We start from the raw sequence: 23,901 nt of genomic DNA on the forward strand, positions 1-23,901 counted from the left end.
CTCCTAATCCGGCTTTGTTAGATCCGCCCTGACCGGACGTGACCCGCCTTGTGACATGCTGTGTGTCGATTGTTAGTAAGACATACAATTCTGTCCGTTGCAAGGGCCTGATCGCCCGACGACGAACATTGTCGCAATATTTGCCAATATTGCGAGAGGGCAAATAATGCTGTTGTCTCTATTGGTAGTAGCGGCAGTAACAGCATGGTTGCGGGAGAGAAGGAAATGCCGCGAAAATCCCAGATCCTGACCTTTTCCAGGTCAGACGTAAACGCGGCGCAGCAGCTCCACCAGCATTGCGGTTTCAGCCGGACTGAACCGCGCCTTGAGCCAATTTTCATGCGCCGCGATGCAGGCGCGCGCGTCGGCCAGCGAGTCGCGGCCGCTGTCGGTCAGGCTCAACGTCTGTCGCCGACGATCCTGCGCGGACGCGCCACGGGTCAGAAAACCCCGGTCCTGCATGCGATTGACGATGGCCATGACGCTGGCCCGGTCCATCTTCAGCCGGCGGCCGATATCGGCCTGGGCGATGCCTGGCTGGTCCTCGATCAGCCAGAGGACGGCGACCTGCTTTTGGGTCAGGCCAAGGTCGCTGAACGTCTCGGTAAAATGCTGATAGACCGCCGCGCTGGCCAGCCGGATGTGAAAGCCGACCAGCCCGTCGATACCGCTGAGGCCGGGATCGGGGAAAAGGTCGAGCGGCTCGATGTCTTTCATGGTATTCATAGTAACAGTGTGAGCAGTAAGGTGTGTTCCGTCAATCCTGCGGCTTGAAAAAATGTGAATGTCACATACAATATCTTCAACCAGAACAGGGAGAGGATCAGCCATGGCGCATTTTCCGGACACGCCGTCCTTCACGGGTTTCAACACGCCTTCGCGGATCGAGGCGGACATTGCCGATCTGGACGTGAAGGGGGCGGTGCCACACGAACTGGACGGCGCCTTCTACCGGGTGCAACCCGACCCGCAATTTCCACCGCTGCTGGGCGACGACATCGCCTTCAACGGCGATGGCATGATTTCGATGTTCCGGTTCAAGGATGGCCGGGTGGACCTGCGCCAGCGCTGGGCGAAAACCGATAAATGGAAGCTGGAGCATGAAGCGGGTCGGGCGCTGTTCGGCGCCTATCGCAATCCGCTGACCGATGACGAATCGGTGAAGGGTCGGGTTCGCGGTACGGCCAACACGACCGCCTTCATCCATGGCGGGCGGCTCTATGCGCTCAAGGAGGACAGTCCGGCGCTGGTGATGCACCCGGCGACGCTGGAGACGGACGGCTATACGCGGTTCGACGGTGCGATGACCGGCCAGACCTTTACCGCCCATCCCAAGATCGACCCGGCGACCGGCGACATGATCGCCTTCGGCTATGCGGCCAAGGGCGTGCTGACACGCGACATGACCTATTATGTCGTGTCGCCGGAGGGCGAACTGAAGCAGGAGCTTTGGTTTGAACTGCCCTATTACGCCATGATGCACGACTTTGCGATCACGCCTGACTATGCGCTGTTCCATGTCGTGCCGAGCACGTCAAACTGGGAGCGGTTGGAACAGGGATTGCCGCATTTCGGGTTCGATACCACGCTGCCTGTGTATCTGGGCGTGTTGCCGCGTCGGGCGGACGCGAAAGCGGCGGACATACGCTGGTTCAAGCGCGACAATTGCTTCGCCAGCCATGTCATGAACGCCTTCCAGGAGGGCACGAAAATCCATTTCGACACGCCAGAGGCGAAGAATAACATGTTCCCCTTCTTCCCCGACATTCATGGGGCGCCGTTCAATGGCCCGGAGTCGGCGAGTTTCCTGACGCGCTGGACGGTGGACATGGCGTCCAATGGCGAGGAATTCGCCGGCGTGCGGCGCCTGACCAACATGATGGGGGAGTTTCCGCGCATCGACGATCGGCAGACGGGCCTGCCCTATCGCTATGGCTGGCTGCTGGTGATCGACCCGACCAAACCGGTGGAGTTGAAGGGCGGCAGTCCGTCCGGCATGCTGATGAACACGCTGGGCCTGATCGACCATCAGACCGGGGAGGAGCAGCGCTGGTGGTGCGGACCTGTGTCGTCCTTGCAGGAACCCTGTTTCATTCCGCGCAGCCCGGATGCACCGGAGGGGGATGGGTGGATCGTGCAGGTCTGCAACCGGTTGGAGGAGCATCGCAGCGACCTGCTGCTGTTTGATGCGCTGGATATCGCCAAGGGGCCGATCGCGGAGGTCCGCGTGCCGATCCGGCTGCGTTTCGGCCTGCACGGCAATTGGGCGAATGCGGACCAGATCGGGCTTTAAACCTCTTCCCCTGCCGCGCGGGCGCGGGGGAGCAGGCCGGCATGGTCGCGCTCCACGCGCCAGAGCAGGATCAGCAACAGCAGCACCAGCGGCGGCGCCACCCAGTTGATCGACAGGATCGCGCCGCCCAGGTCGCCGCCGCGCGCATCGCTGATCATCCCCACCGCATAGGGACCGATCCCCAAACCAAAGATGGTGGATACCACGATATAGAGGCTGACCGTCAGGCCCCGCATGCGTGGCAACACCTGTTCGAACAGCACGGCGTAAAGCGGCGGCATCCACATCGTCAGCACCAGGCTGTAGAGGGTGAAGCGCATATAGAAGCTGCTCGCATCCCCCGCGCGATAGACCCACAGCGCGATCAGCGGCGACAGGCTCATGGCGAACAGCGCCACCCAGACGCGGCGCGACAGGCGATGGGCGCCGATCCGGTCGGAGAGCGGCCCCGCCAGCAACGGACCAACCACGCCCAATGCAGCTGACAACAGGCCGAACTGCATCCCTGTGTCTGCGGGCGAGAGGCCATAGCTTTTCATCAGGAAGGAGGGCGTGAAGCCCATCACGCCATAGTTGATGACGCCCTGAAGCGACCCGGCCGCGATGCAGAGCAACAGCGAGGGATTGCGGGTGATGAGCGCGAAGGCGACCGGATCGCGCCCTTTGAGATTCTGCATCAGGTTCATGATGACGAAGGCGCCGAAACCGATGACGCTCCATTGCACGACATGCGGGCTGATCGCGAAGCCACCCAGCATCAGCGGCGGGCGCGGCGAGAAAGCTTCCGCCCAGCCGATCGCCAATGCCATGGCGATGACGATCAGCGCCAGCGCCGCGATATTGCGCAGCCAGTCGCGCCCGCTGGCGCGCGCCTGGGCCAGGCTGAGCCAATGAAAGCCCGGCGTCACCGCGCACAGCACGGACAGGCTGGCACGGAAGGGATGGGGATCGGGTCGCGTCGGGATGCCATCCATCGCGCCGCGCGGCGGCTCGGCAAGGCGACTCATGAGGAAGGCGATCAGGAAGCCAGGCGTCGCGGCCACGGCGAAGGCGAATTGCCAGCCTTTGAGGCCCAGCGGCGCGGTGCCCGCTGCATAGCGTGCACCCCACCATTGCGCCGCGACCCCGCCGATGATGAGCGATCCGCCAAGGCCGATGGCGATTGCGGCGGCCATCACCGCCATCACCATGCCGCGCTTTTCTCGCGGAAAATAATCATAGGTCAGGCTGGTGCCGGCCGGCTGAGACGCGGCCTCCCCGATGCCCACGCACAGGCGCGAAAGCATCAGCGTGAAGAAGCCGGTGGCAAAGGCCGCGCCGCCGGTCGCCAGCGACCAGAAGCCGATGGTGATGGCAAGCAGCTTCGTGCGTATCCAACCGTCCGCCAGCCGTCCCAATGGCAGGGAAAAGAGCGCGTAGAACAGCGCGAAGACGGTGCCGTAGAGCAGCCCCATTTCCGCGTCGCCGATCTGCAAATCCGTCTTGATCGCCGGGGCAAGGATGGCGAGGATGTTGCGGTCGAGCAGGCTGACCAGATTGGTGCCCGCGACCAGCGCGAGCGCATAATAAGCGGTGCTACGGGGCGGGATCAGCTGGCTCACAGGCGAAACACGCGCTCGGCATTGCCCTGCATCAGCTTGCGCTTGGCGGCGTCGGACATGTCCAGCAGGTCATGGGTCCGCACCTCGTCCGCCACATATTGATAGGGATAGTCCATCGCATACATGACCCGATCCTCCCCCAGCACGGATTGCGCGAACTTGATCGCCGGCGCCCATGCCATGCCGCTGGTGGTCACGCAGACGTTCGATCGCATATAGTCGTGGATCGATTTATTGAGCGGCTTCATCCGTTCATAACGCTGCGACCGCACACCGGCCTGGTGCATATAGTCCAGCCGATAGAGCCAGTAGGGCAAGGCTTCGCCCATATGGCCGACGATGATCTGCAAATCGGGATAGCGGTCGAAAATGCCGATGGTGATGAGGCGCAGCAGATGCATGCCCGTTTCCACGCCAAAGCCGAAGATTGCGCCGTCCAGCCCCGCCTCCAGCATCGGACCGATCATCGTGTCGGGCGGGGTCGAGGGATGGATGTAGAGCGGCTGGCCGGTATCGGCGAGCGCGCGGAAGATCGGATCGAATTTGGGATCGTCCAGATATTCGCCCTGGCTATGGCTGTTGACCATAACCCCCTTGAAGCGCAGGTCGTTCGCGCCGCGCCGGATTTCGGCGGCAGACCAGTCCGGGTCCAGCGGCGCGATCGACGTCATGCCGACGAAGCGGGTGGGGTGGGCTGCGCAGCGTTCAGCGAGATGATCGTTGGCGCGGGCCACCATGGCCTTGGCTTCGGCAATGTCGAGCAAGGGCTGTACCCCCGGCGATGTCAGCGAAAGAATCGCGACATCGATGCCGGTCGCGTCCATATCCGCCAGTCGCCGGTCGCCCAGGTCCAGCAGCCGGTCGATGATCTGGGTCGCGCGCTCAGACGGCGATTGCGCGTAAAAGCCCCAGAGCGACACCATGCCCCGGTCCGCCGTCCCATCGCGTACCATGCGCAGATAGGCGTCGATCTGTTCGCGCATAGCAAATGCCTCTTCGGTGGCGATACGCAGGTATCCGCGATCGCCGCCGGTCTTCAACTCATGCGTCATCGCCTATCCTTCATGTATGGCTTTGGTGACGAGGCAGGCGTCGATCCCTTCCGGTCCGTCCTCCGCACCATGGCCCGACCATTTGACCCCACCAAAGGGAGAGTCCGATCCGCCGATCATCGCCGTGTTGATGCCGACCATGCCGGCCTCGATTTCGCGCGCGACCCGGCGCTGACGCGCGGCATCGCTGGTCCAGGCATAGGCGGCCAGCCCATAGGGCAGACGATTGGCCTCCGCGATCATCGCTGCTTCATCGTCATAGCTGTTGATCAGCGCGACAGGGCCGAACGGCTCCTCATTCATGATGGCGGCATCCAGCGGCGTGCCCGACAGCACGGTTGGAGCGAAGAAATAGCCCGCATTGCCGATCCGTTCGCCACCGGTTTCCAGCTTTGCGCCTTTGGCCACTGCATCCCCGATCAACCGGTCCATGGCATCCAGTCGCCGGGCGTTGGCCATCGGTCCCATGATGCTGTCAGGGGATGATCCGTCCCCCACCACCACCTTCTTTGCACGATCGACGAAGCCGGAGAGAAAGCGGTCATGTACGCCCGCCTCGACGATGAAGCGGGTCGGGGATACGCATACCTGTCCGGCATTGCGATATTTGCCCGCGACCACCGTATCGAGCGCCTTGTCGATATCGGCATCGGCAAAGACCAGCACTGGGCCATGACCGCCCAATTCCATCGTGGTGCGCTTGCAATCCTCCGCCGCCAGGCTCGCCAGATGCTTGCCGACGCTGGTGGAGCCGGTGAAGCTCATCTTGCGGATGATCGGCGAACCGAGCAGGTGGCGCGACACTTCATCGGGCACGCCGAACACCGCCTGCGCCACATCGCCGGGCAGGCCTGCGTCGATCAGGCATTGCAATATGGCGAGCGCCGACGCCGGCGTTTCCTCCGCCGCCTTCAGGATCACCGAACATCCCGCCGCGATCGGCGCGCCCAGCTTGCGACCGGGATTGCCCAGCGGAAAGTTCCAGGGTGCAAAGGCCGCGACCGGACCGACCGGTTCCTTCGTTACCGTCGATCGCTGCCCAGCCGGCCGGACAAGCGCCCGGCCGTAAAGCCGAAAAACCTCCCCGGCATAGAAGTTGAACAGGCCGACATTCATCATCACTTCGATGCGCGCCTCGGCCAGCGTCTTGCCCTGCTCCAGCGTGGCGATGCACGCCAGTTCTTCCTGTCGCTCGACCATCAGCCGCGCCGCGCCTTGCAGCACGGCGGCCCGTTCATGCGGGGTGCTATCGCGCCAGCGGCGGAAGCCTCGCTGCGCTGCCACCAGCGCCGCGTCCAGGTCTGCTGCATCGGCCAGCGGCAGATCGGCCAGCGCCGCGCCGGTGGCGGGATTGACGACCTTGTGGGTCCGCCGCCCTCCGCCCGACAGCCGCTGGCCGTCGATCATCAAATAGAGATCGGGATAGGCCATGGCGCTCAGGCGCTCACCGCTTCGCGCGCCGCATTTTCGCGGTCGATATCGCCCTGCCAGCGCTCTGCGACGATTGCCTTGCCCGTCACCGGATGCGGCATGTGAAACGGCACCAGCTTGTGCGTCGGCCACAGCCAGTGATCGGTGATCAGTTCGTCGGGACCGGTCGGGTCTTCTGGATAGGTGATCTTGGGGAATGGCACATATTCGGCCGGCGTGTTGGCCCAGCCCTTGTCGAAATCCGCATGCCATTGCGGCATATAGTTCAGGATCTGGATGCGCCAGATGCCGTCCACCTTCTTGTAGGTGTTCTCGTAAATGCCGCCTTCCCACCATTGGCGCGCACCCAGCATAGGGTTGGACGGATCGGCATAATCCTTGTGCCGGCCGGCCTGCATCATGGATCGGGCGCGGGCATGGGCGGTGACGCCATCGGGAGCGATGTCGACGATATCCTGCAATTGCGGATGGTCGAGCAGGAATCCGTCGATCGGGCCGTTGGTGCCATGGGTGAAGCGCGCCTGGAACCGATCGACATAGAGGCGGCGAATGCCCGCCTGACCGCGCCACACGCCGCCGAAGAAGCGCACTTCGCCATCCTCGGTGAACAGGTCGGCTGTCTCGTTATAGAGGCATTTGTCGATCAGATAGCCGTAGAGATGCTGGAGCTTGCGGACGTCCAGTTCATCCTCCCGACGTTGCAGCCGGATCGAAAGGTCTGTGACGGTCTTTTCCAGATGGGCGATCCGCTGGGTTTCGGACATGGCGGTATCGGACATGAATCTCTCTCCTATCATTGTATGTAATACTTACGAATTAGCGGCCTCGGCGGCCAGTCGCTCCACTTCCTCCCGATAGGGTCGGATGGCGCGGATCATGCAGAGCGTCGCAATCGGCAGGAGCACGCCGGCGGTCATCACCAGCGACTTCCAAAGCTGGCTCGGATCGCCGACGACATAGTCCTGCACCAGCCCGACCAGGAAGCTGCCCATCGCCCCGAAGAAGGTGAACATGAACAAGTAGATGGCGGTTACTTGGCCCCGCATCGCATTAGGTGCGACGCGCTGGATCGCGGCGTTCTGCGGCACGGCGCCGGCGATGCCGAACATCGCGCCGATGCTGGCAACGCCCAGCGACGCATAGCCATTGGGCATCAGCGGGGCGAGGATGGCGCAGATGGTGACGCAGCCGAAGAAGATGGCGGCGGCACGGACGTTGGCGTCGGCATGGCGCTTGGCCAGCCATTCGACGAAGATGCCGCCCAGCAACAGCCCGGTCAGCGATGCCACCAGCGTCATCGTGCCCATCACCGCGCCAATCTGCGCTTCGCTCCAGCCATAGGTACGGATCATGAAGGGGACGCGCCAGAATTGCAGGCCGAAGACTTCGATGGCGCTCAACGCCAGTCCGGCGAACAGCGGATAATAGACGCGGCGTTTGGCATGGATGGCCTTCGCGGCGTCGAGGCCGGTGAAGGTCAGGATGCGGCGGCCCAGCGATGCGTCGGTGGGGGGCATGATCGTGCCGGCCGGCGGGGCCTGACGCGGCGGTTCCTTGACGGTCAGGAACAGCAAGGCCACCAATAAGGCGGGCAGGCCCAACCAGATCATCAGCCATTGCCAGCCCAATATGGTGAGGCCCCCGTGCTGCGTCGGCGCCCATCCGGCCGCCATCGCGATCAGCATGCCGCCGATGGCCGGCCCCAGCGTGGTACCGCCGATGAAGCCGAATTGCAGGAGCGCAAAGGCGCGCGTCAGGATGCGCGGCGGAAAGGCGTCGGCCAGCAGCGAATAGGAGGACGGCGCATGGGCCGATCCCCCCGCCGCCAGGAAGACGCGGGTGCCGACGAACTGGCCGAAATTCTGGGCGAGGCCACCCAATGAGGTAATGATGCCGAGCGCCGCGCACCCGCCCGCCAGCACATATTTGCGCGGGAAGATGTCGGCAAGGCGCGCAAGCGGGATGCCCACGAACAGATAGCAGATGATGCTTGCTGGACCGGCGAGGAAACCGAGCTGCGAGTCGGACAAGCCGAAGTCGGCCTTGATCCGCTCTGCCAGCATGGCGAACACCACCTGTTCGAAAAAGGTGACGAAGGTTGCCAGGATGATGACGAACAGCGCCCAATAGGCGGCGCCTGTCGAATAAGGTGGGCGGGCCGACGCGATGGCATCGGGCGATGCGGTATCCGCACCATCCCATATCGTGTCGGTCGCAATCGGTGCGGGCGCCAGGGCCATTGACCTTCTCCTCTCCATCTCTCCCTTTATTCACAGGGATGAAATTTCGGCTTGGCGAATTTGTAAGTGAACTATACGATTATGGCGAGCGAAAAATGCACGCGCGTTACAAAGATGATCTTGGGAGAATAGGATGCTCGAATTTGCGGGACGCACGGCTTTTGTGACCGGTGGCGCCAATGGCATCGGTATGGGGCTTGTGCGCGCGCTTCTGGCGCAGGGTTGCAAGGTCGCGATCGCCGATATTCGGGAGGATGCTCTGGCCGTGGCGATGAAGACGCTCGACAATCAGAGCGTTTTACCTGTCCAACTCGATGTCGCATCGCGCACGGACTTTGCCGAGGCGGCCGACAGGGCGGAGGCAGCTTTGGGACCGGTCAGCCTGCTCTTCAACAATGCGGGCATCAACCTGTTCCAGACGATCGACGAGTCCAGCTATGACGACTGGGACTGGGTGATGGGCGTCAATCTGCACGGCGTCATCAACGGGGTGATGACCTTCGCGCCGCGCATGAAGGCGCTGGGGCAGGGGGGGCATATCGTCAACACCGCGTCGATGGCGAGCTTCCTGTGCGGCGGCGCACCCGGCATCTACAACACGACCAAATTCGCCGTGCGCGGCATGAGCGAATCCCTGCGCTACAGTCTGGCGCCGCATGGCATCGGCGTTTCGGTGCTATGCCCCGGTCTGGTGAAGAGCCATATCTATGCCAGTGACGAGGTTCGCCCTGCCGCGCTGAACGGCGGCGCGAAGCCGGTGGATAGCGCTGCGGTCGATCGGCTGGAACAACTGCACCAGTTCGGCATGGAGCCGGACGTGATTGCCGCCCGCACGTTGGAGGCGGTTCAGGAGAATCGTTTCCACATCTTCCCCCACCCCGAATTTCGTGATGAGCTGGCGATCGTCTTCGACGAGATATTGGCGGACTTTCGTGACTATCCGCAAGATGCCGGGTTCGACCAACGGGTTGGGTTCGAAGCGATGCGCCGGGAGAATTACGCTAAGGCGCGGCGCGCGGCGCGTGAGCGCGCCTGACCATTAATGGGCGAACAGGTCGCCCTGCCGGGGTGGGGCGGCCGTGCGGCGCGGCGTTGCCGGCGCTCCGATCAGCACCCGCGCGCGGCCAATGAGCGTATAGACCGCCTGACGCTGGGCGCCGCGATTGAGGTGATCGACGCGATAGCCTTGATAATGACGTTTGAGCAGGCCAGCCTTGACCAGTTCGGTCACGGCGCGGCTGAGGTTGGTCTTCCCCGACGCGCGCACGCGGCCGCGCACCTCTTCCTGCACCAGCGCCTCGTCAGCCTGGGCATCGCCCGACAGGCGATCCCCTTTGCGCAATTCGTCGCGCACTCGCTCGACCAAAGCCATGCGGCGCGGATCGCGATGGCCCATCGGCGTGAGCGCGTCGCAGAGCCAGTCGCGCAGGGGGATGAGGGCTTGGCCAACGCGCACCTCTGGCCCGGCGCTGCCATCCGCCTTCGCCACATCGGCAATCAGCGTCAGGAGCATGAAGGCGTAGCGTGGCCGCGAGCAGCAATGGGATAGCTGGTCCAGCAGCAGCGACAAATCGCTGCCACCGGGGATGCGGGACGAGGCGGGCGCATGAAACATATCGTGAATCAAGCATAGTCCAGGCCAGTTGTGAATCCCGTTTTTCCGCCGAGTCGCATTTTGTCGCCCGTGACACTTTGCCCTTCGGTAAAGTGTCATAGTCGGCACTTTACCGAAGGCGCGAGCGTCAGGTTTCAAAGTCAGGCGGACGTCATGCTACGGGCAGGGTGAGCGTGACCCGCAATCCCGGTTCGGCGTCCCCCAGTGCCAGCGTGCCGCCGTGCATATGAGCGACGGCCGACGCGAGCGACAGGCCCAACCCGGCGCCGCTGATATGGCGTGAGGCATCCAGCCGGGCGAACCGGCGCAGCGCTTCGATCCGCCGTTCCTCGACAATGCCGGGACCATTGTCCGCCACGGCGACCTCCACCATGTCACCCGATCGCTTTGCCGTCAGGAGGATATGGTCGCCCCCATATTTCAGTGCATTGTCGATCAGGTTGGACAGTACCTGGCCGAATATCTCCCGGTGCGAGCGTATATGGAGACCGGCCGGCGCATCGACGCTGATCGTCACGCCCTTATCCTCGGCCAGGGCATCATACATATCCTGGAAATCCTGCAACAACCCAGCGACGTCGACCGTCGCGAAACTGTCGCGACCGATCCCCGCCTCCGCGCGGCTGATGAGTAGCGCGGCGTCCAGCATGCGCAGAAGCGTGTCGCCTTCCTCCAGCGCCTTTTCCAGCGCAGCGATCGATTCCTCGTCCCGGCTCTGACGCAGTGCGTTGTCCAGCACCGCGCGCATCCGTGTCAGCGGCGAACGCAGGTCATGGGCGAGTCCATCGGTCACCAGCCGCATTTCGTCCACAAGGCCCGTGATCCGTTCCAGCATGGCATTGATTTCTTCGCCCAGCGCATCGAACATATCGCCGCTGCCGCTCAGCAATATGCGGCGCTTCATGTCCCCGGTGCCCACGGCCGCGGCGGTATCGATGACCGATCGCAATCGCCCCCGAATGATCGTGGCGGAGAAAAAGGCCGCGCCCGCCGCCAACGGGAGGGCGAGCAGCACCGCGCCCAGCAGCGCAGCCTCCAGATAGCCGCCGAAGCGCAAGTCATTTTCCACGACATGGCCGGTCAGCAGGCGCGTTCCGTCCGGAAATTGCGTGCTGACGATGCCGATGCTTTGCGGATCATGTTCCTTTTGGCCGATGCGCAGCAGGTCAAGCTGGCGCCAGCTTTCCGCCGGGCCGATTTCAGACGGCCAGTCGGGAATATTGCCTGCCACACGCTGACCGTTGGGACCGATCAACAGCATGACCGAACTGCCATCGGGATCGGCGGTCATGCGGCTGCGCACCGTAGCGCCGGCCGCCTGCAATCCGGCGGCTGCATAGGTGGCGGCGATATCGTCGCGCAGATTGACCGCGACCGCACGGCTCGCTTCGTCCACCGAATTGCTGGTGAACTGATGCACGGCCCACAAAGCGAGCAGCACGCAGGCGATCTGCATCAGGAAGACGAGCGCGGCGAACCGCCAGATGACGCTCTGGCGCCAGCGCATCGTCAGCCCTGTTCGCTCAGGCGATAACCAGCGCCGCGAATGGTATGGATCAGCGGGCGTTCGCCCTCTTCATCCACCTTGCGACGAAGGCGGCTGATATGCACATCGATCACATTCGTGCCGGGATCGAAATGATAATCCCATACGCCCTCCAGCAACATGGTGCGGGTCACGACCTCTCCCTGATGACGCAACAGATAGTCGAGCAAGCGAAACTCGCGGGGTTGCAGGTCGATCGTGCGGGCGCCGCGCTTGGCCTTGCGGGACAGCAGATCGACGTCCAGATCGCCGCAGGAAAGGCGCGTATCGGGGGCCTGCCCGCCGCCGCGCCGCAGGATTATGCGCAACCGTGCCAGTAATTCGGCAAAGGCAAAGGGTTTGGCCAGATAGTCGTCCGATCCGCCGGTCAGCCCCTTGACCCGTTCGTCGGCCGTGGCCAGCGCCGACAGGATGATGACCGGCGTGTCGATGCCCGCCGCCCTCAACGCGGCGAGTACGGCCATGCCGTCCATACCCGGCAGCATGCGATCGAGGATGATCGCGTCATGCGCGGCTTCGGTTGCCAGGAACAATCCGTCGCGGCCATTATCGGCCCGATCGACGGTAAATCCCTCCTCGACCAGACCCTTGGCGATATAGTCTGCCGTGGTGGCGTCATCTTCGACCAATAGCACCTTGTAGCTCATGACCGTCCTCATTTCCCGGCCTCCCGCATCCGGGCGGCCGTGCTGCCTTTCCCGCCGCCGATCAGCCGCTGAAGGTCCACCATCGCCCGCGCCAGCGATAGACCCTGTGGCCCCGCGATGAAACGCGGCTCCCAGGTCGGCGCGAACTTCGCCTTATAGGCACGCAATCCACCAAAGCCATAGAAGGCGTCGCCATGGCGATAGAGGAAGGCGGCGCCCTTGACCCAGAGCGGAGAAAGACGGCGTGCTTCCAACCCCGACAAGGGCGCCAGGCCCAGCGTGAACCAGCGATAGCCCCGTTCCTGTCCCCAGAGCAGCAGACTGGTAAAGATGAAGTCCATGACGCCGGGCGGGGCGTCGCGGCTGTGGCGCATGAGATCGACGGACAATTCCTGCCCGTCCGCCGTCGCCCAGATATTGGCGAAGGCGACGATCCGCCCGTGGCAGCGTACGACGGCGCAGTCGAATTTTGCCATATAGATGTCTCCGAAACGGCCGACGCTGAAGCTTTTTTCGGCTGCGCCTTTGGCGGCCAGCCAGTCGTCGGACACAGCGCGCAATTCGGGCAGGTGCGCCGGCACGTGCGCTGCTGCGATGATTTCAAAGGTGGCGCCATCGCGCGTGGTCCGGCGGAGGGCATGGCGCAGGGGGCGGGCCTGCGACCCTTCCAGCGTGAAGTTGCTCAGGTCGATCCGCGCCTCCTCGCCATATTTGACGATCGACAGGCCGAGGTCGAGGGCCAGCGGCAGGGCGTCAAGGGTCAGTTGATAGAGCAACAGTCGCCCCTGCGCTGCATCGGCCTGCTCGCGCATGCGCCACAACAGATCGCCCCATTCCGCCGGATCGCCGACCGGGTCGCCCATGACGATCCAGCTATGCCCCTGCACCTGATACATCAGGAAAGCGCGGCCAGACGGGGAGGTGAGGAAACGTTTGTCTCCGGTCAGCGCCAGGTAGGCATCGGTTCGGCTGGCGAGGGCGAGCGCAGACGCACTGAGCGGTGTGCATGGGCTATCTTCGCCGCGATCGGCGGCCGGACGCAGCAGAGCCATGATCGCCGCGCCGACCATCACCACGCCGGTCGCCAGCGCCGCGCGCAGGAAGCGGGAGGCGTCCTGATGACGGCCGAACTGCCACCACAGATCGCTTTGATAATCGACATGGCGGTAAGCGATGAAGCCGATCCAGATGGACAGGCCGATGGCGACGCCCAAGGTGGCGATCCATCCCGGCGTCAATATCGCCGATGTCAGGCTGGTACGGCGGTAGAAGGCCGCGTGGCTCCCTTGCAGCAGCGCGGCGATCGTCAGGAGGATGGTCGCTTCCTCATAATCCAGCCCTTTGCTGATCGAGAACAGAGCGCCGGCGATCAGCAGCATTCGGGTCAACCAGAAGGCGCCATCGAGTCGTCGATACAGGCCCGAAGCCAGCAGGATGAGCATCGCGCCGGTCATGCTGGCGGCAAGATGGGACGCCTCGACGAACGGCATGGGCATGATGCCTGCCACGGTGCGGAACCGGTCGGGGACGGCGGGCAGCGATCCTGAGATGAGCAATATGGTGCCGCCCACCGCCACCAGCGCGGCGAACATGGTGGGGGCGATCGCGCGGGCCAGCATCTGCGCGCCGCCGACCATCTGACTGACCGGGCGCCGCCATGCATGGCTTTCATGCGCGGTGATGAGGATCACGGCCACGAATAGAGGGACCAGATAATAGAGGATGCGATAGGCGATCAGCGCCGCGATCAGCCCCGGTTGATCGACATTGGGGAGGGTGGCGACGATCACCCCTTCGAATATGCCGATGCCGCCTGGCACATGGCTGATGAGGGCGGTGATGATCGCCAGGACATAGCCCAGGAAGAATGCCGGATAGAGCGCGGGTGAGAGATGGGGGACCAGTACGAACAGCGCGGCGCTGGCAAAGGCCAGGTCGATGCAGGCGATGCCGATCTGCGCCAGTCCCTGCGCCCTGCTGGGCAGTGTCAGGGTCCAGCCGAAGAGGTTGACCGGTCGGGACGTCGGGCCGAGCGCGGCGAGGAGCAGCACCGCGCCGGAGAGCAGGACGATTCCGATGGCGCGCTGCGTGATCGGGTCCAGCGTCAAGCCGCCCAGCGCTATGGCGGCGGGATGCAGGGTCATAGCCAGCGCAGCCAGCGTGAAAACGCCGCCCCAGAAGGCGAAGCTGGCCGACGCGATGATGCGTGCGACGTCGCCCGGACCCAGACCCGCCGCGCCATAGATGCGCAGCCGGGCCGACCCGCCGGTGACGATTGCCAGACCCAGATTATGGCTGAGCGTATAGCTGCAAAAGGATGCCAGCGCCGCCGTGCGCCAGCCGATCCCGCTGCCGATGATGCGCAGCGCCAGATGATCGTAAAGGGTAAGGGCAAGATAGCTGAGGACGGTCAGCAGGACGCAGGCGGCGATCGCGAGCGGTGGAATGGCGTGGAACGCAGCCCGGACAGCATGCCATTCTATTTCGGTGAAGAGATGGTCGAGCGCGGCGAAGGCGAGGGTCGCCGCCAGCAGGAGCAGGGCGACGCCCAGCAATTGCCGACGCGGGCCGATGGAACGGGGGAGCGCGAGGCTGGTCATCGGGCGGCGTCGCGCGCGCCGACTGCGCGCCCGATCCCCTGCAACAGGGCGGCGCTCACGGCGTCGGCATCATGGTGCAGCGGATGGCCCCCGGGCAGTTCCAGCCGGGTGACGTTGGGCTGACGCAGCGCCGGGCAAAGGCTGCTGGCCTCATCCGCGCCATGGATGCAGAGCAGGGGCGTCCAGCTGAGCTTCCGGGCGGCGGTGATGGCATCCTCTTCCGGTTCGTTGAAGGAGAAGATTTCGGACGGAGACGCGCGCCACTGGCGCGTCGCGCCGGGCACGATCAGGCCGATAAAGGCGATCCGGCGGCGCAAATCCGTCGGCACATAGGGCAGTGAGGGCGCGATCACGTCTGCACCGAAGGATTGGCCGAGCAGCAGCAGCCGGGCGTCGGGATCGAGCGCGATGGCGCGGCGCAGACCATCGGCAATCATGGCGCCGGCTTCTTCCGGCGTACGGCGAGTGCGGAAGAAGTGCAGGCTGTTTTCGGCCACCACGGGGATGCCCTGTCGGGTCAGACGTTCGGCAACGTCCGGTCCCAGCCCGGCGTGGAAGCCCATATCGCCCGACAAATAGAGCGCGACGGCGCGTGGCTGGTGCTGATGTACGGGCGCGGGTGCAGGGAGCGTGTCAAACAGCGCGCCATTGCCGATATAGCCGATATAGCAAAGCGCCAGCAGCAATGCGCAGGTCAGGCCCGCCAGGCCGATCGTCGATCGGCTCATGCCGCGTGCGTCCATGCGGGGGTTCCGCCGTGCTGCCCATCGGTCGATTGCACCCGACCGCTGCGCTCCAGCTTGCCCCAGCCGACCCAGGGGCCAAGGATGGCGGTGCCCACGGCGCGGATGACGACGCTGTACATGATCTGCCGGTAGATGAAGCGCTGCGCTACCAGCAGCAAAGCGGGATAGCGTTTTTCACGAGGCTCCAGCCGATAGGCGACGGCACCGCAGGCGATGTCGATGGCGGTGAAGGCGATCCAGTAGAGCGCCATGCGCAGCACGTCGCTTTCAGTCTGCGCCCAACCATGTTGATGGATGCGCAGCGCGGTGTCGAGCGCACTGACCACCAGCGCCAGATCGATGATGGGCGATACGAGCGCAAAGCCGATCTGGAACAGCCAGGCCTGCGGCAGGCCGACCCAGGCAAGGCCCGCAGGCTTGCCGTCCCGCCAGATGCCGCGATGCTTCCACAGGCATTGCAGCGTGCCATAGGCCCAGCGGAACCGCTGCTTGGACAGGGCGCGAAAGCTTTCCGGTGCCTCGGTCCAGGCGACCGCTTCGGTATCGTAGGCGATCCGCCAGCCGGCGCGCTGCACGGCGATGGTCAAATCCTGATCCTCGGCCAGCGTATCGACCGGGTAGCCGCCCACCGCGTCCAGCGCCGATCGCCGCCACGCGCCGACCGCGCCCGGAACCACCGTGATTGCCCCGAATCGCGCGAGCGCCCGCCGTTCGAGATTTTGCGCCGTGACATATTCCACCGCCTGCCAGCGGGTGACCAGATTGATGCGGTTGCCGACCATGGCGTTGCCGGCGACCGCGCCGACTTGCGCATCGGCGAACCAACGGGCGAGGCGTGCAATCGTAAGCGGCTCGAACTGGGTGTCGGCATCGAGCGCGACGATGATTGGTGCCCGCGCCAGTTCGAGCGCGCGATTGAGCGCCGCCGCCTTGCCGCCATTGGCCAGGGTCAGCAATTGTACCCTGCTGTCGCCGGCGAAGGCTTCGGCGACGATGCGGCTGGTACCGTCGGTCGACCCGTCATCGACGACGATGACCTCCAGCCCGACCTGCTGGCTGGACAGGACGCGGCGCACCGATGTTTCAATTACCTTGGCTTCGTTGAAGGCGGGGATGATGACGGACACGAAGAGGTCCGGTTGGATCGCGGGCGGCGCGATGCGGTTGCGCGGTAACCGGCTGCCCAACGCAAGCCCGGCCAGCATGACGGCGCGGCCGATGCCGAACAGGATGACGGCGAAGAAAAGCCATTTGAGCGTCATGGCAATGCCGGCAAGGATGAGGAAGATGGCGACATCGACCCGCACGGCGGCCAGATCCGCGCCGCGAACCTGTGGCATCACCTGCCCCTGCGTCAGGCCGGCCAGCGTCGATACCGGCACGAAGCGATAGCCGCGCGCCTTAAGCGCTTGGATGATGCGGGGCAGCGCCGCCACGGTTTGTGCCCGGTCCCCGCCACTGTCGTGCAGCAGGATGATCTGGGCCGAACGATCGGCGCTGCCGGCCTCCACCTGGGCAATGGTGCGCGCGACGACGGCGTCGGCACCCGGACGGGTCCAGTCACCCGGATCGACATGCAGACCTACATTGAGATAACCTGCCTGCTGCGCCTCCAGCGCCGGCCCGATCTCATCGGCCGTGGTGGGTTCCGCGTCTCCAAAATAGGGCGCGCGGAACAGACGCATCGCGCGGCCGGTATAGGCTTCCACCAACCGCTGCGTGCTGTTGAGTTCCAGCGATACGCCCCTGTCCCAGACCTGCGCCAGATTGGGGTGGGTATAGCTGTGATTGCCGATCTCGCTGCCCTGTGCGACGATCTGGCGCAACAGGCCGGGGTGCATCATCGCATTTTCACCTATGACGAAAAAGGTCGCCGGTACATGCGCCTGGCGCAGGATATTGAGGATCGGAGGGGTCCAGACCGGATCAGGACCATCATCGAAAGTCAGTGCAACCTCATGTGGGCGATAGCCGGTGCGGCGGATGACATAGGGGGTGGGCAGGCTGGCGAAATGCTCTTCTGTGATGAGGCCGGCAGTACGGCCCGCCCCCATGGTGAGCGTGCGATGGCCGATGGTCGGCACATCGTCGATCCGCAGTATCTCGCCATTGCCCTCCACATCGACCGAATTGAAGCTGGTCAATCGACCCATGGCGACGGGTGGCGTCGCATTGCGCTGTTTGAGTGCGGACCAGAAACCGGGATCTTCCGACCCCAGCCGCCACAGCGCGATGCCGCCGGTGCCGGCCAGCCGTGCCGCGCGAACCTGGTTCCAGCCGCTTGCGGCGTCCAGCATCCAGACATGGTGGACCTGCCCATCCTGCTGATAGTCGAAACTGGCATTGCCCGACTCCGGGTCGAAGCGGATCGGTGCGCCGCTGTCATGCGCGGACAGCCATGCGTCCTCGATAGACAGTGTGTCTGCGTTGGCCGCGCCTTCGGTCCAGTCATAGGCATAATTGCCGATGGCCACGATGGTCTTGGCGGCCGGCACGACCTTCAGGGCCGCGCGCAACCGCTGCACGAACCATGGTTGGGCGGCGATCGGGCCGGCCGTGTCGCCGATATAATGTTGGTCATAATCCATCAGGAACAGCCGGTCGGCCAACTGCCCATAGCGGGCAAGATTCCAACTGCTGTCGTCCACCGGCACGGTCAACGTCATCAGCAGATGTTGATCGCGCAGTACCGGAGCGGCCTGTTGCAGGAAGGACAGATAATCATGCTGCGCGGCAGATGGCAGCGCTTCGAAATCGAAGACGATACCGGCTGCGTGCATAGCCTTGAGAGAAGGGATCAACTGATCGAGAAAGGCCGTGCGGGCGCGACGATCATGGAGCAAGGCTGCCGTGCCCTTGCCGTCCCACGCGCCATCGGCGACATTCTGAACGACCGGCATGATCTTGGGGCGGCGATGGGCGGCACGGATGATCGCGGCGAAATTATTGTCGTTCGTCACCTGCAACCGATGTGCGGGACCGGTGACGGATAACAAGGCGGGGGCGATCCAGTCGATATGGTTGACATGCTGGCGCAGGGACGCACGGCTGGCATCGTCCCACGGGACATAGAAGGCGGCGGTTATCGGATGGCCAGGGATCGGAGAACTGCCATGCGGCAGCCATTCGGCAAAACCGGCGCGCAGCTTCGCGCTCAGATGACCGAGCTTCTGGCCGATGCCTTCTGCGCGCGGACGCTCCATGCGCAGCGGCACGGCTGGCGGAATGGGGACATCGACGATGGTCAGGGCGAAGGCGACCGCGGCGAGCGCTATTGCGAGCAGCATCGCAAACAGAGCAGGCAGGGTGAAGCGGCGGCGACGCCCGCTGGCATCGTAGAAGATCGGCCTGTGCATCGTTTATCCGTGCGATTGGAGAGGCGGCGCAACAGGGGGAGACGCCGCCTCTCACTTCACGGTCGAGGAAATTGACCGCGACCTTGGATAGGATAGTCCACGCATCAGCAGGATGAGCGCATCATTACAGTTTCGTCATGGGGCAACTTGGGATTGCGGATTTGCCATGGGGTTTCGACCACTCGCTCTGGACTGGGCAGCTTCGACAAATATTCAACTTTATCGAACATAAGGCCTGAATTTATCAGGCTGATCGCAAAAGCCCAGGCTCGCTATGAAAGCTGCATAGCCGCGCAGGAGTTTCGTCATGCTGACCATCGCCACACCGCAACTCAGCCCCGCCGAATGGCATGCCGTCCAGGTGGCGTTGAATGCCGTTGCCGATTGTGGTTGCGGCGAACCGGCCGCCGCCCGATCGCTGCGGTCGCGGATAGGCCACGCGGTCGATGCCCTGATCGGCGCGAAGAAGGCGCTGCCCGCGACACTGCCTGCCCAACTCCATCCGGTGCGCGATTTCCTCTGCGAAACGGGCCGTACCCGGCAACTGGCCGAACGCCATGTCCCGACCCTGGCCGCGCAGGGCTTTTCCCGCGCCCAGATCGAAGCCCTGGCGCTGCTCGGCGCCTGATCCATTTTTCCGAAAGGAACCGCTTCATGTCCATCCGTTCTTCCGACATCGACGCTGTCGATACGATCATCCTGCCGCCCGTCCGCGATCTGGGCGATGGCTTTACCGTTCGCCGCGCGCTGCCTTCCGCGCATCGCCGGATGGTTGGTCCCTTCATCTTCTTCGACCAGATGGGGGAGGCGGTGTTCAACAGCGGTGAGGGGCTGGACGTCCGCCCGCACCCGCATATCGGGCTGGCCACCGTCACTTATCTGCTGGAGGGCGAGATATTGCACCGCGACTCCGTCGGGTCGGTCCAGTCGATCCGGCCGGGCGAGGTCAATTGGATGACCGCAGGCAGCGGTATCGTCCATAGCGAGCGCACTTCCGACGAAAATCGCGCCAAGGGTGGCAAGCTGTTCGGCCTCCAGACCTGGGTGGCGCTGCCGACCCAATATGAGGAAACCGACCCCGGCTTTTCCCATCACAAGGCAGATGCGATACCAACGATCGAAGATGCAGGCACTCGCCTGACGCTCATTGCCGGCAGTTCCGATGGTCTGGTGTCGCCGGTCAAGACCTATTCCGATATGGTCTATGCCGATGTCGCGCTTCAGGATGGCGCGCGCTATCAGGTGAAGGCGGAGCATATCGAACGCGCCATCTATGTGGTTGCTGGCGAGGTAGAAGTGATCGGCCAGACCGGCGGCTTCGCCACGGGGGAACTGGTAGTGTTCAAGCCGGGTGCGGAGATCGTGCTACGGGCGAGAGGCGGCGCACGGCTGATGCTGCTGGGTGGCGAACCACTGCCCGAAAAGCGCAACATCTACTGGAATTTCGTGTCTTCGTCGGCTGAACGGATAGAGCAGGCCAAGGAAGATTGGCAGGCCCAGCGCTTCGCAAGGGTGCCGGACGAGAGCGATTTCATTCCGCTCCCGGCCTGACCGTCCAAGGGCGCGGGATCAGTCCCCCGCGTTCCCGACCCCATTCGCATGGTCTCTGGATGCCGCCAGATTGGCCAATTGCACACATTCCTGTCGCCAATAATCGGACTGCGAACCGGTCAGGCGGATGATGTCGGCATAATCGAACCCAACCAGCCTGGTGTCGCCCCGCAATTTCTGACCGAAGGCCGCTACTGCGGCGGCAAAGGCCATGTCGCCCTGCGGCCTGCCGGTCTTGGCAATCAGGGCGGTCGGAATCGGCTGCTCGATCAGTTGGCTGGCTTCGCCGTCGGGTAATTTGTGGTGGCCAGTTCGCTGACATCGCTTATGCCAGACGAGGTCCGCAGAATTGCGCGGGTTGTAGCCGGCACTGCACATTTTCTGTATCTGCGCTGCGCCAACTATTGATCGGCAGTACGCCCTGATCTGCTTGGGGAGCCAGCATCTTGCCCCGACTTTTAGGGAGACAAGATCATGCCTGCCTCTGCCCGCCTCGCGGCGCATGTTCGTTGGAAATCATCATGGGCTTTGCTGGTCGTCGGGTTGGACGACTGGTTCTTGTTCCGACGCCATCGCGATGGCGGCTGTGTCGGCCCGTTCACGCTGCTGTCCGCTATGCGATCGCCAGTTCGGCCCAATAATATCGATCATAAAATGGTTCATGCGTTGACAGGGGAGATCGGGAAATGATCATGTGTCCCATGCCCAGCACTATCCTGATCGTGGACGACGACCCCCATATTCGCCAGCTGCTCGTCTTCGCCTTCGGCAAGGCGGGCTTGGAGACGATCGAGGCCGCCGATGGCGAGGAGGCTCTGACGCAGGTCGCGCGTCAGCGGCCCGATCTCGTCATTCTCGACATTAACATGCCGCGTATGGATGGGCTGGAGGTGTGCCGCAGGCTGCGGGCGCAGGATGATGTGCCCATTTTCTTCCTGTCCTCGCGGGATGATGAAATTGACCGGGTGCTTGGCATAGAATTGGGTGGCGATGACTATGTGGTAAAGCCCTTCTCCCCGCGCGAGGTGGTGGCAAGATCGATGGCGATCCTGCGTCGCACGGCCGGCAAGCCGCCAACGGTCGAGAATGTCGGCATTATGCGCCATGGCTTGCTCAGCCTGGATACGGACAGCTGGTCGGCCTATTGGCAGCGGCGGGAAGTCAGCCTGACGGTGACGGAGTTCACCATATTACGCACCTTGTTGGCCATGCCGACGCGCATCTTTTCCCGCGACCAGATTATCGACCGGTTCCGCGGGCCGGGCTTTGCCTTGACCGACCGAACCGTCGATAGTCATGTCCGCAACTTACGACGCAAATTCGCCGATTTGGGGGGAGTTGATCTGATCGAGACTCGAGCGGGCATCGGCTATCGGCTTGGGGGATGTAGCGGGGCTGCGCCGCCCGCATGATCCTGACGACGAAGGCATGGATTGCCCGCTATTGGCCGGTCCTGCGCTTACGCACGATTTTGCTGGGCACATTGTTGTTCGTGGCGGCGCTCCCTGGCTTTGGAGCGATTTTCCTGCGCGTTTACGAAAATGCGCTGGTCCGCAGGACCGAGGCAGAACTGGTGGCGCAGGGGGCGGCGCTGGCCGCCAGCGCGGCGGTGGTCGCAAATGGCACTGTTATGCCGGACATCGGGCCAAACGTCGCTATCCGCTATCATGACCGGATGACGGAGGTGGATTTGCGCGCTTCGCCGGTCTTGCCGCCTCGTCCTCCGGCGCTTCGAACGCAGGAGCGTCCGGATCGCCTGGCGGTCGGCATCGCACGCAGGATGCTGCCCGCCTTTCAGGAAACCAAGCTCACGACCCTTTCCTCCATATTGATGCTGGACCGGCAGGGAGTGGTCCTGAATGGGCAGGAGGGAGGCAGAAGCTTGGCGTCCCTGCCAGAGATCAAGGCAGCGCTGGCGGGCAGGTCGGTGACGGTTCTGCGGCAGAATGAAGGCTATGTCGCCGCCTATCCGCTGACATGGCTCAGCCGCGCCGGGAATATCAGGCTGCATCATGCGCGACCGATCCGCGTCGATGGGAAGGTTATCGCCGTGCTGCTCCTTTCCCGGTCGCCGCGGGCGCTGTTTCTTGGCCTTTATGAAGACAGGGGCAAGATCATGCTTGGAGTGGCGGCCATCTTCGTGCTGCTGCTGCTCCTGTCCGCCATATTGTCTCGCGCGATCGTGCGGCCGATCGAGGGACTGAGTCGCGCGACCCGCAGCCTCGCGTCGGGCCGCCGCATCGCCCCGCGGCGTCCCTCGCTACAGGTGGTGGAGATCCGGACCTTGTTCGAGGATTTCGAACAGATGGCCGACAGTATCGAGAAGCGCTCGCGCTATCTACGTGATTTCGCTTCTTCGGTCAGCCATGAATTCAAGACGCCGCTTGCCGCCATTTCCGGCGCGATAGAGCTGTTGCAGGATCATGGGACAGACATGGCGCCGGCCGATCGTGCCCGCTTCCTGGGGAATATGGCGGCCGATGCGGAACGGCTCTCCCGGCTCGTGCGGCGTCTGATGGAACTGGCACGCGCCGATGTTATGGTGGGGCGGCGGGATGCGCGTGCCGACGTTGCGCCTCTGTTGGCGGCGGTGGCCGATGCGCTGGGTGGGCGAGACTTCACGATCGCCATAGCTTTGCCGGAAAAGCCACCGATATTGGCGATCGACCCGGGCGCGTTGGAGGCGGTGCTGACGACCCTTGCCGACAATGCCCGACAAGCTGGCGCGACAAAATGCGTTATCAGCGCGACCGTAGCAGATAGCATTGCCCGTCTAGACATCATCGATGACGGTCCTGGCATTCCTCGGAGTGATCGGGAAAAGATCTTCGATCCTTTCTTCACGAGCAAACGGGAGCAGGGCGGCACGGGCCTTGGCCTGGCGATCGCGAGGTCCTTGCTGGAAGCCTATCGCGGAGACCTCCTGCTTCTGGCTTCGCTTCAGGGCGCCCATTTCCGCATTTCATGCCCGTTGGCGCCGCAATAGGAGGTCTGGCCCCTATCCAATCCCTCGCACGCGCCTTGGTCCCTCACCCGGTCATACAGCCGGGCATGACATTTTTTTGAAAAAAGCCGTTGACCGACTCATCGGTCGCGCCTAGATGCCACTCCACCGACGGGGTGAGCGCTTCTGGTTCTCGCTTCGCTTGGTCGCCAACATTGATGGGAGGCTGCTCCCCTGGAAGAAGTTTCAGGGAAGGTTGGCTGTCCCTCTTTAGTTGTC

At 63.6% G+C, this 23,901-nt stretch carries 20 protein-coding genes; 6 read left to right on the top strand and 14 right to left on the bottom strand.

The window, feature by feature from the left end; all coding sequences use genetic code 11:
• Positions 1-261: 261 nt before the first annotated feature.
• Positions 262-717, bottom strand: coding sequence for a Saro_0803 family transcriptional regulator (locus tag AC07UX_RS18485; RefSeq protein WP_232016524.1), 456 nt, complete (start codon positions 715-717; stop codon positions 262-264).
• 112 nt (positions 718-829) lie between these two features.
• Here AC07UX_RS18485 and AC07UX_RS18490 point away from each other — a divergent pair, with 112 nt between their 5' ends.
• Positions 830-2,293 (top strand): lignostilbene-alpha,beta-dioxygenase, encoded by a 1,464-nt coding sequence (locus AC07UX_RS18490; protein ID WP_495193443.1) that lies wholly within the window; start codon positions 830-832, stop codon positions 2,291-2,293.
• Here AC07UX_RS18490 and AC07UX_RS18495 read toward each other — a convergent pair.
• From AC07UX_RS18495 to AC07UX_RS18515, 5 genes are read right to left on the bottom strand one after another with little or no spacing between them, the layout of a single operon-like run.
• Positions 2,290-3,894, bottom strand: a complete 1,605-nt coding sequence (locus AC07UX_RS18495) for an MFS transporter (RefSeq protein ID WP_495193444.1) — start codon at positions 3,892-3,894, stop codon at positions 2,290-2,292. The genes AC07UX_RS18490 and AC07UX_RS18495 overlap by 4 nt on opposite strands.
• Entirely contained in the window at positions 3,891-4,946 is a 1,056-nt protein-coding gene (locus AC07UX_RS18500) for an amidohydrolase family protein (RefSeq protein WP_495193445.1), read from the bottom strand. Before AC07UX_RS18500 ends, AC07UX_RS18495 begins: the two co-directional genes overlap by 4 nt.
• Positions 4,947-4,949: 3 nt before the next feature.
• The gene (locus tag AC07UX_RS18505) at positions 4,950-6,377 is read right to left on the bottom strand and encodes an NAD-dependent succinate-semialdehyde dehydrogenase (RefSeq protein WP_495193446.1); all 1,428 of its coding nucleotides are present in this window, start codon (positions 6,375-6,377) and stop codon (positions 4,950-4,952) included.
• Positions 6,378-6,382: 5 nt separating this feature from the next.
• The gene (locus tag AC07UX_RS18510) at positions 6,383-7,156 is read right to left on the bottom strand and encodes a nuclear transport factor 2 family protein (RefSeq protein ID WP_495193447.1); all 774 of its coding nucleotides are present in this window, start codon (positions 7,154-7,156) and stop codon (positions 6,383-6,385) included.
• A gap of 30 nt (positions 7,157-7,186) precedes the next feature.
• Positions 7,187-8,617 (bottom strand): MFS transporter, encoded by a 1,431-nt coding sequence (locus AC07UX_RS18515; RefSeq protein WP_495193448.1) that lies wholly within the window; start codon positions 8,615-8,617, stop codon positions 7,187-7,189.
• Positions 8,618-8,750: 133 nt separating this feature from the next.
• On the opposite strand from AC07UX_RS18515, the gene AC07UX_RS18520 reads away from it, so the two are divergent.
• Positions 8,751-9,653, top strand: coding sequence for an SDR family NAD(P)-dependent oxidoreductase (locus AC07UX_RS18520; protein WP_495193449.1), 903 nt, complete (start codon positions 8,751-8,753; stop codon positions 9,651-9,653).
• 3 nt (positions 9,654-9,656) lie between these two features.
• Here AC07UX_RS18520 and AC07UX_RS18525 read toward each other — a convergent pair whose 3' ends face one another.
• The 6 genes from AC07UX_RS18525 to AC07UX_RS18550 all read right to left on the bottom strand — a co-directional run bounded on the left by AC07UX_RS18525 (position 9,657) and on the right by AC07UX_RS18550 (position 19,127).
• Positions 9,657-10,232 carry a hypothetical protein gene (locus AC07UX_RS18525; RefSeq protein WP_495193450.1) on the bottom strand — a complete coding sequence of 192 codons (576 nt, stop codon included), beginning with the start codon at positions 10,230-10,232 and terminating at the stop codon, positions 9,657-9,659.
• Between the two features lie 151 nt (positions 10,233-10,383).
• Positions 10,384-11,739, bottom strand: coding sequence for a sensor histidine kinase (locus AC07UX_RS18530; protein ID WP_495193451.1), 1,356 nt, complete (start codon positions 11,737-11,739; stop codon positions 10,384-10,386).
• A gap of 2 nt (positions 11,740-11,741) precedes the next feature.
• A complete protein-coding gene (locus AC07UX_RS18535; protein ID WP_495193463.1) occupies positions 11,742-12,425 on the bottom strand; it encodes a winged helix-turn-helix domain-containing protein in 684 nt (227 codons plus the stop codon).
• A gap of 8 nt (positions 12,426-12,433) precedes the next feature.
• Positions 12,434-15,025 carry a bifunctional lysylphosphatidylglycerol flippase/synthetase MprF gene (gene mprF / locus AC07UX_RS18540; protein WP_495193452.1) on the bottom strand — a complete coding sequence of 864 codons (2,592 nt, stop codon included), beginning with the start codon at positions 15,023-15,025 and terminating at the stop codon, positions 12,434-12,436.
• Complete coding sequence (locus AC07UX_RS18545; RefSeq protein ID WP_495193453.1) at positions 15,022-15,753, bottom strand: AcvB/VirJ family lysyl-phosphatidylglycerol hydrolase; 732 nt, start codon at positions 15,751-15,753, stop codon at positions 15,022-15,024. The genes mprF and AC07UX_RS18545 overlap by 4 nt, the downstream gene beginning before the upstream one ends.
• Positions 15,750-19,127 carry a trifunctional glycoside hydrolase family 18/polysaccharide deacetylase/glycosyltransferase family 2 protein gene (locus AC07UX_RS18550; protein WP_495193454.1) on the bottom strand — a complete coding sequence of 1,126 codons (3,378 nt, stop codon included), beginning with the start codon at positions 19,125-19,127 and terminating at the stop codon, positions 15,750-15,752. Before AC07UX_RS18550 ends, AC07UX_RS18545 begins: the two co-directional genes overlap by 4 nt.
• Before the next feature lie 307 nt (positions 19,128-19,434).
• On the opposite strand from AC07UX_RS18550, the gene AC07UX_RS18555 reads away from it, so the two are divergent.
• Together AC07UX_RS18555 and AC07UX_RS18560 are read left to right on the top strand one after the other, a co-directional pair.
• Positions 19,435-19,755 carry a hypothetical protein gene (locus AC07UX_RS18555; protein WP_495193455.1) on the top strand — a complete coding sequence of 107 codons (321 nt, stop codon included), beginning with the start codon at positions 19,435-19,437 and terminating at the stop codon, positions 19,753-19,755.
• Positions 19,756-19,781: 26 nt separating this feature from the next.
• Positions 19,782-20,678 carry a pirin family protein gene (locus AC07UX_RS18560; protein ID WP_495193456.1) on the top strand — a complete coding sequence of 299 codons (897 nt, stop codon included), beginning with the start codon at positions 19,782-19,784 and terminating at the stop codon, positions 20,676-20,678.
• Between the two features lie 18 nt (positions 20,679-20,696).
• Here the strand turns inward: AC07UX_RS18560 and AC07UX_RS18565 are convergent, their stop codons facing one another.
• Positions 20,697-21,182, bottom strand: a complete 486-nt coding sequence (locus AC07UX_RS18565) for a YfbK domain-containing protein (RefSeq protein WP_495193457.1) — start codon at positions 21,180-21,182, stop codon at positions 20,697-20,699.
• Positions 21,183-21,379: 197 nt separating this feature from the next.
• Here AC07UX_RS18565 and AC07UX_RS18570 point away from each other — a divergent pair, with 197 nt between their 5' ends.
• Both AC07UX_RS18570 and AC07UX_RS18575 read left to right on the top strand, forming a co-directional pair.
• Entirely contained in the window at positions 21,380-22,090 is a 711-nt protein-coding gene (locus AC07UX_RS18570) for a response regulator transcription factor (protein WP_495193458.1), read from the top strand.
• Positions 22,087-23,664, top strand: a complete 1,578-nt coding sequence (locus AC07UX_RS18575) for a sensor histidine kinase (protein WP_495193459.1) — start codon at positions 22,087-22,089, stop codon at positions 23,662-23,664. Before AC07UX_RS18570 ends, AC07UX_RS18575 begins: the two co-directional genes overlap by 4 nt.
• A gap of 43 nt (positions 23,665-23,707) precedes the next feature.
• Here the strand turns inward: AC07UX_RS18575 and AC07UX_RS18580 are convergent.
• The coding region (locus AC07UX_RS18580) for a hypothetical protein (protein WP_495193460.1) at positions 23,708-23,901 on the bottom strand (194 nt) is incomplete at its 5' end.

The organism is Sphingobium sp. GW821-FHT02B05, assembly GCF_059421905.1.

What these genes read in the sequence shown, in the direction of transcription:
- AC07UX_RS18565 (WP_495193457.1), bottom strand. Translation starts at nt 21,182, where the DNA reads ATGCGCCGCGAGGCGGGCAGAGGCAGGCATGATCTTGTCTCCCTAAAA.
- AC07UX_RS18530 (WP_495193451.1), bottom strand. Translation starts at nt 11,739, where the DNA reads ATGCGCTGGCGCCAGAGCGTCATCTGGCGGTTCGCCGCGCTCGTCTTC.
- AC07UX_RS18560 (WP_495193456.1), top strand. Translation starts at nt 19,782, where the DNA reads ATGTCCATCCGTTCTTCCGACATCGACGCTGTCGATACGATCATCCTG.
- AC07UX_RS18500 (WP_495193445.1), bottom strand. Translation starts at nt 4,946, where the DNA reads ATGACGCATGAGTTGAAGACCGGCGGCGATCGCGGATACCTGCGTATC.
- AC07UX_RS18550 (WP_495193454.1), bottom strand. Translation starts at nt 19,127, where the DNA reads ATGCACAGGCCGATCTTCTACGATGCCAGCGGGCGTCGCCGCCGCTTC.
- AC07UX_RS18535 (WP_495193463.1), bottom strand. Translation starts at nt 12,425, where the DNA reads ATGAGCTACAAGGTGCTATTGGTCGAAGATGACGCCACCACGGCAGAC.
- AC07UX_RS18555 (WP_495193455.1), top strand. Translation starts at nt 19,435, where the DNA reads ATGCTGACCATCGCCACACCGCAACTCAGCCCCGCCGAATGGCATGCC.
- AC07UX_RS18515 (WP_495193448.1), bottom strand. Translation starts at nt 8,617, where the DNA reads ATGGCCCTGGCGCCCGCACCGATTGCGACCGACACGATATGGGATGGT.
- AC07UX_RS18505 (WP_495193446.1), bottom strand. Translation starts at nt 6,377, where the DNA reads ATGGCCTATCCCGATCTCTATTTGATGATCGACGGCCAGCGGCTGTCG.
- AC07UX_RS18525 (WP_495193450.1), bottom strand. Translation starts at nt 10,232, where the DNA reads ATGTTTCATGCGCCCGCCTCGTCCCGCATCCCCGGTGGCAGCGATTTG.
- AC07UX_RS18570 (WP_495193458.1), top strand. Translation starts at nt 21,380, where the DNA reads ATGCCCAGCACTATCCTGATCGTGGACGACGACCCCCATATTCGCCAG.
- AC07UX_RS18545 (WP_495193453.1), bottom strand. Translation starts at nt 15,753, where the DNA reads ATGAGCCGATCGACGATCGGCCTGGCGGGCCTGACCTGCGCATTGCTG.
- AC07UX_RS18575 (WP_495193459.1), top strand. Translation starts at nt 22,087, where the DNA reads ATGATCCTGACGACGAAGGCATGGATTGCCCGCTATTGGCCGGTCCTG.
- AC07UX_RS18485 (WP_232016524.1), bottom strand. Translation starts at nt 717, where the DNA reads ATGAAAGACATCGAGCCGCTCGACCTTTTCCCCGATCCCGGCCTCAGC.
- AC07UX_RS18490 (WP_495193443.1), top strand. Translation starts at nt 830, where the DNA reads ATGGCGCATTTTCCGGACACGCCGTCCTTCACGGGTTTCAACACGCCT.
- mprF (WP_495193452.1), bottom strand. Translation starts at nt 15,025, where the DNA reads ATGACCAGCCTCGCGCTCCCCCGTTCCATCGGCCCGCGTCGGCAATTG.
- AC07UX_RS18510 (WP_495193447.1), bottom strand. Translation starts at nt 7,156, where the DNA reads ATGTCCGATACCGCCATGTCCGAAACCCAGCGGATCGCCCATCTGGAA.
- AC07UX_RS18520 (WP_495193449.1), top strand. Translation starts at nt 8,751, where the DNA reads ATGCTCGAATTTGCGGGACGCACGGCTTTTGTGACCGGTGGCGCCAAT.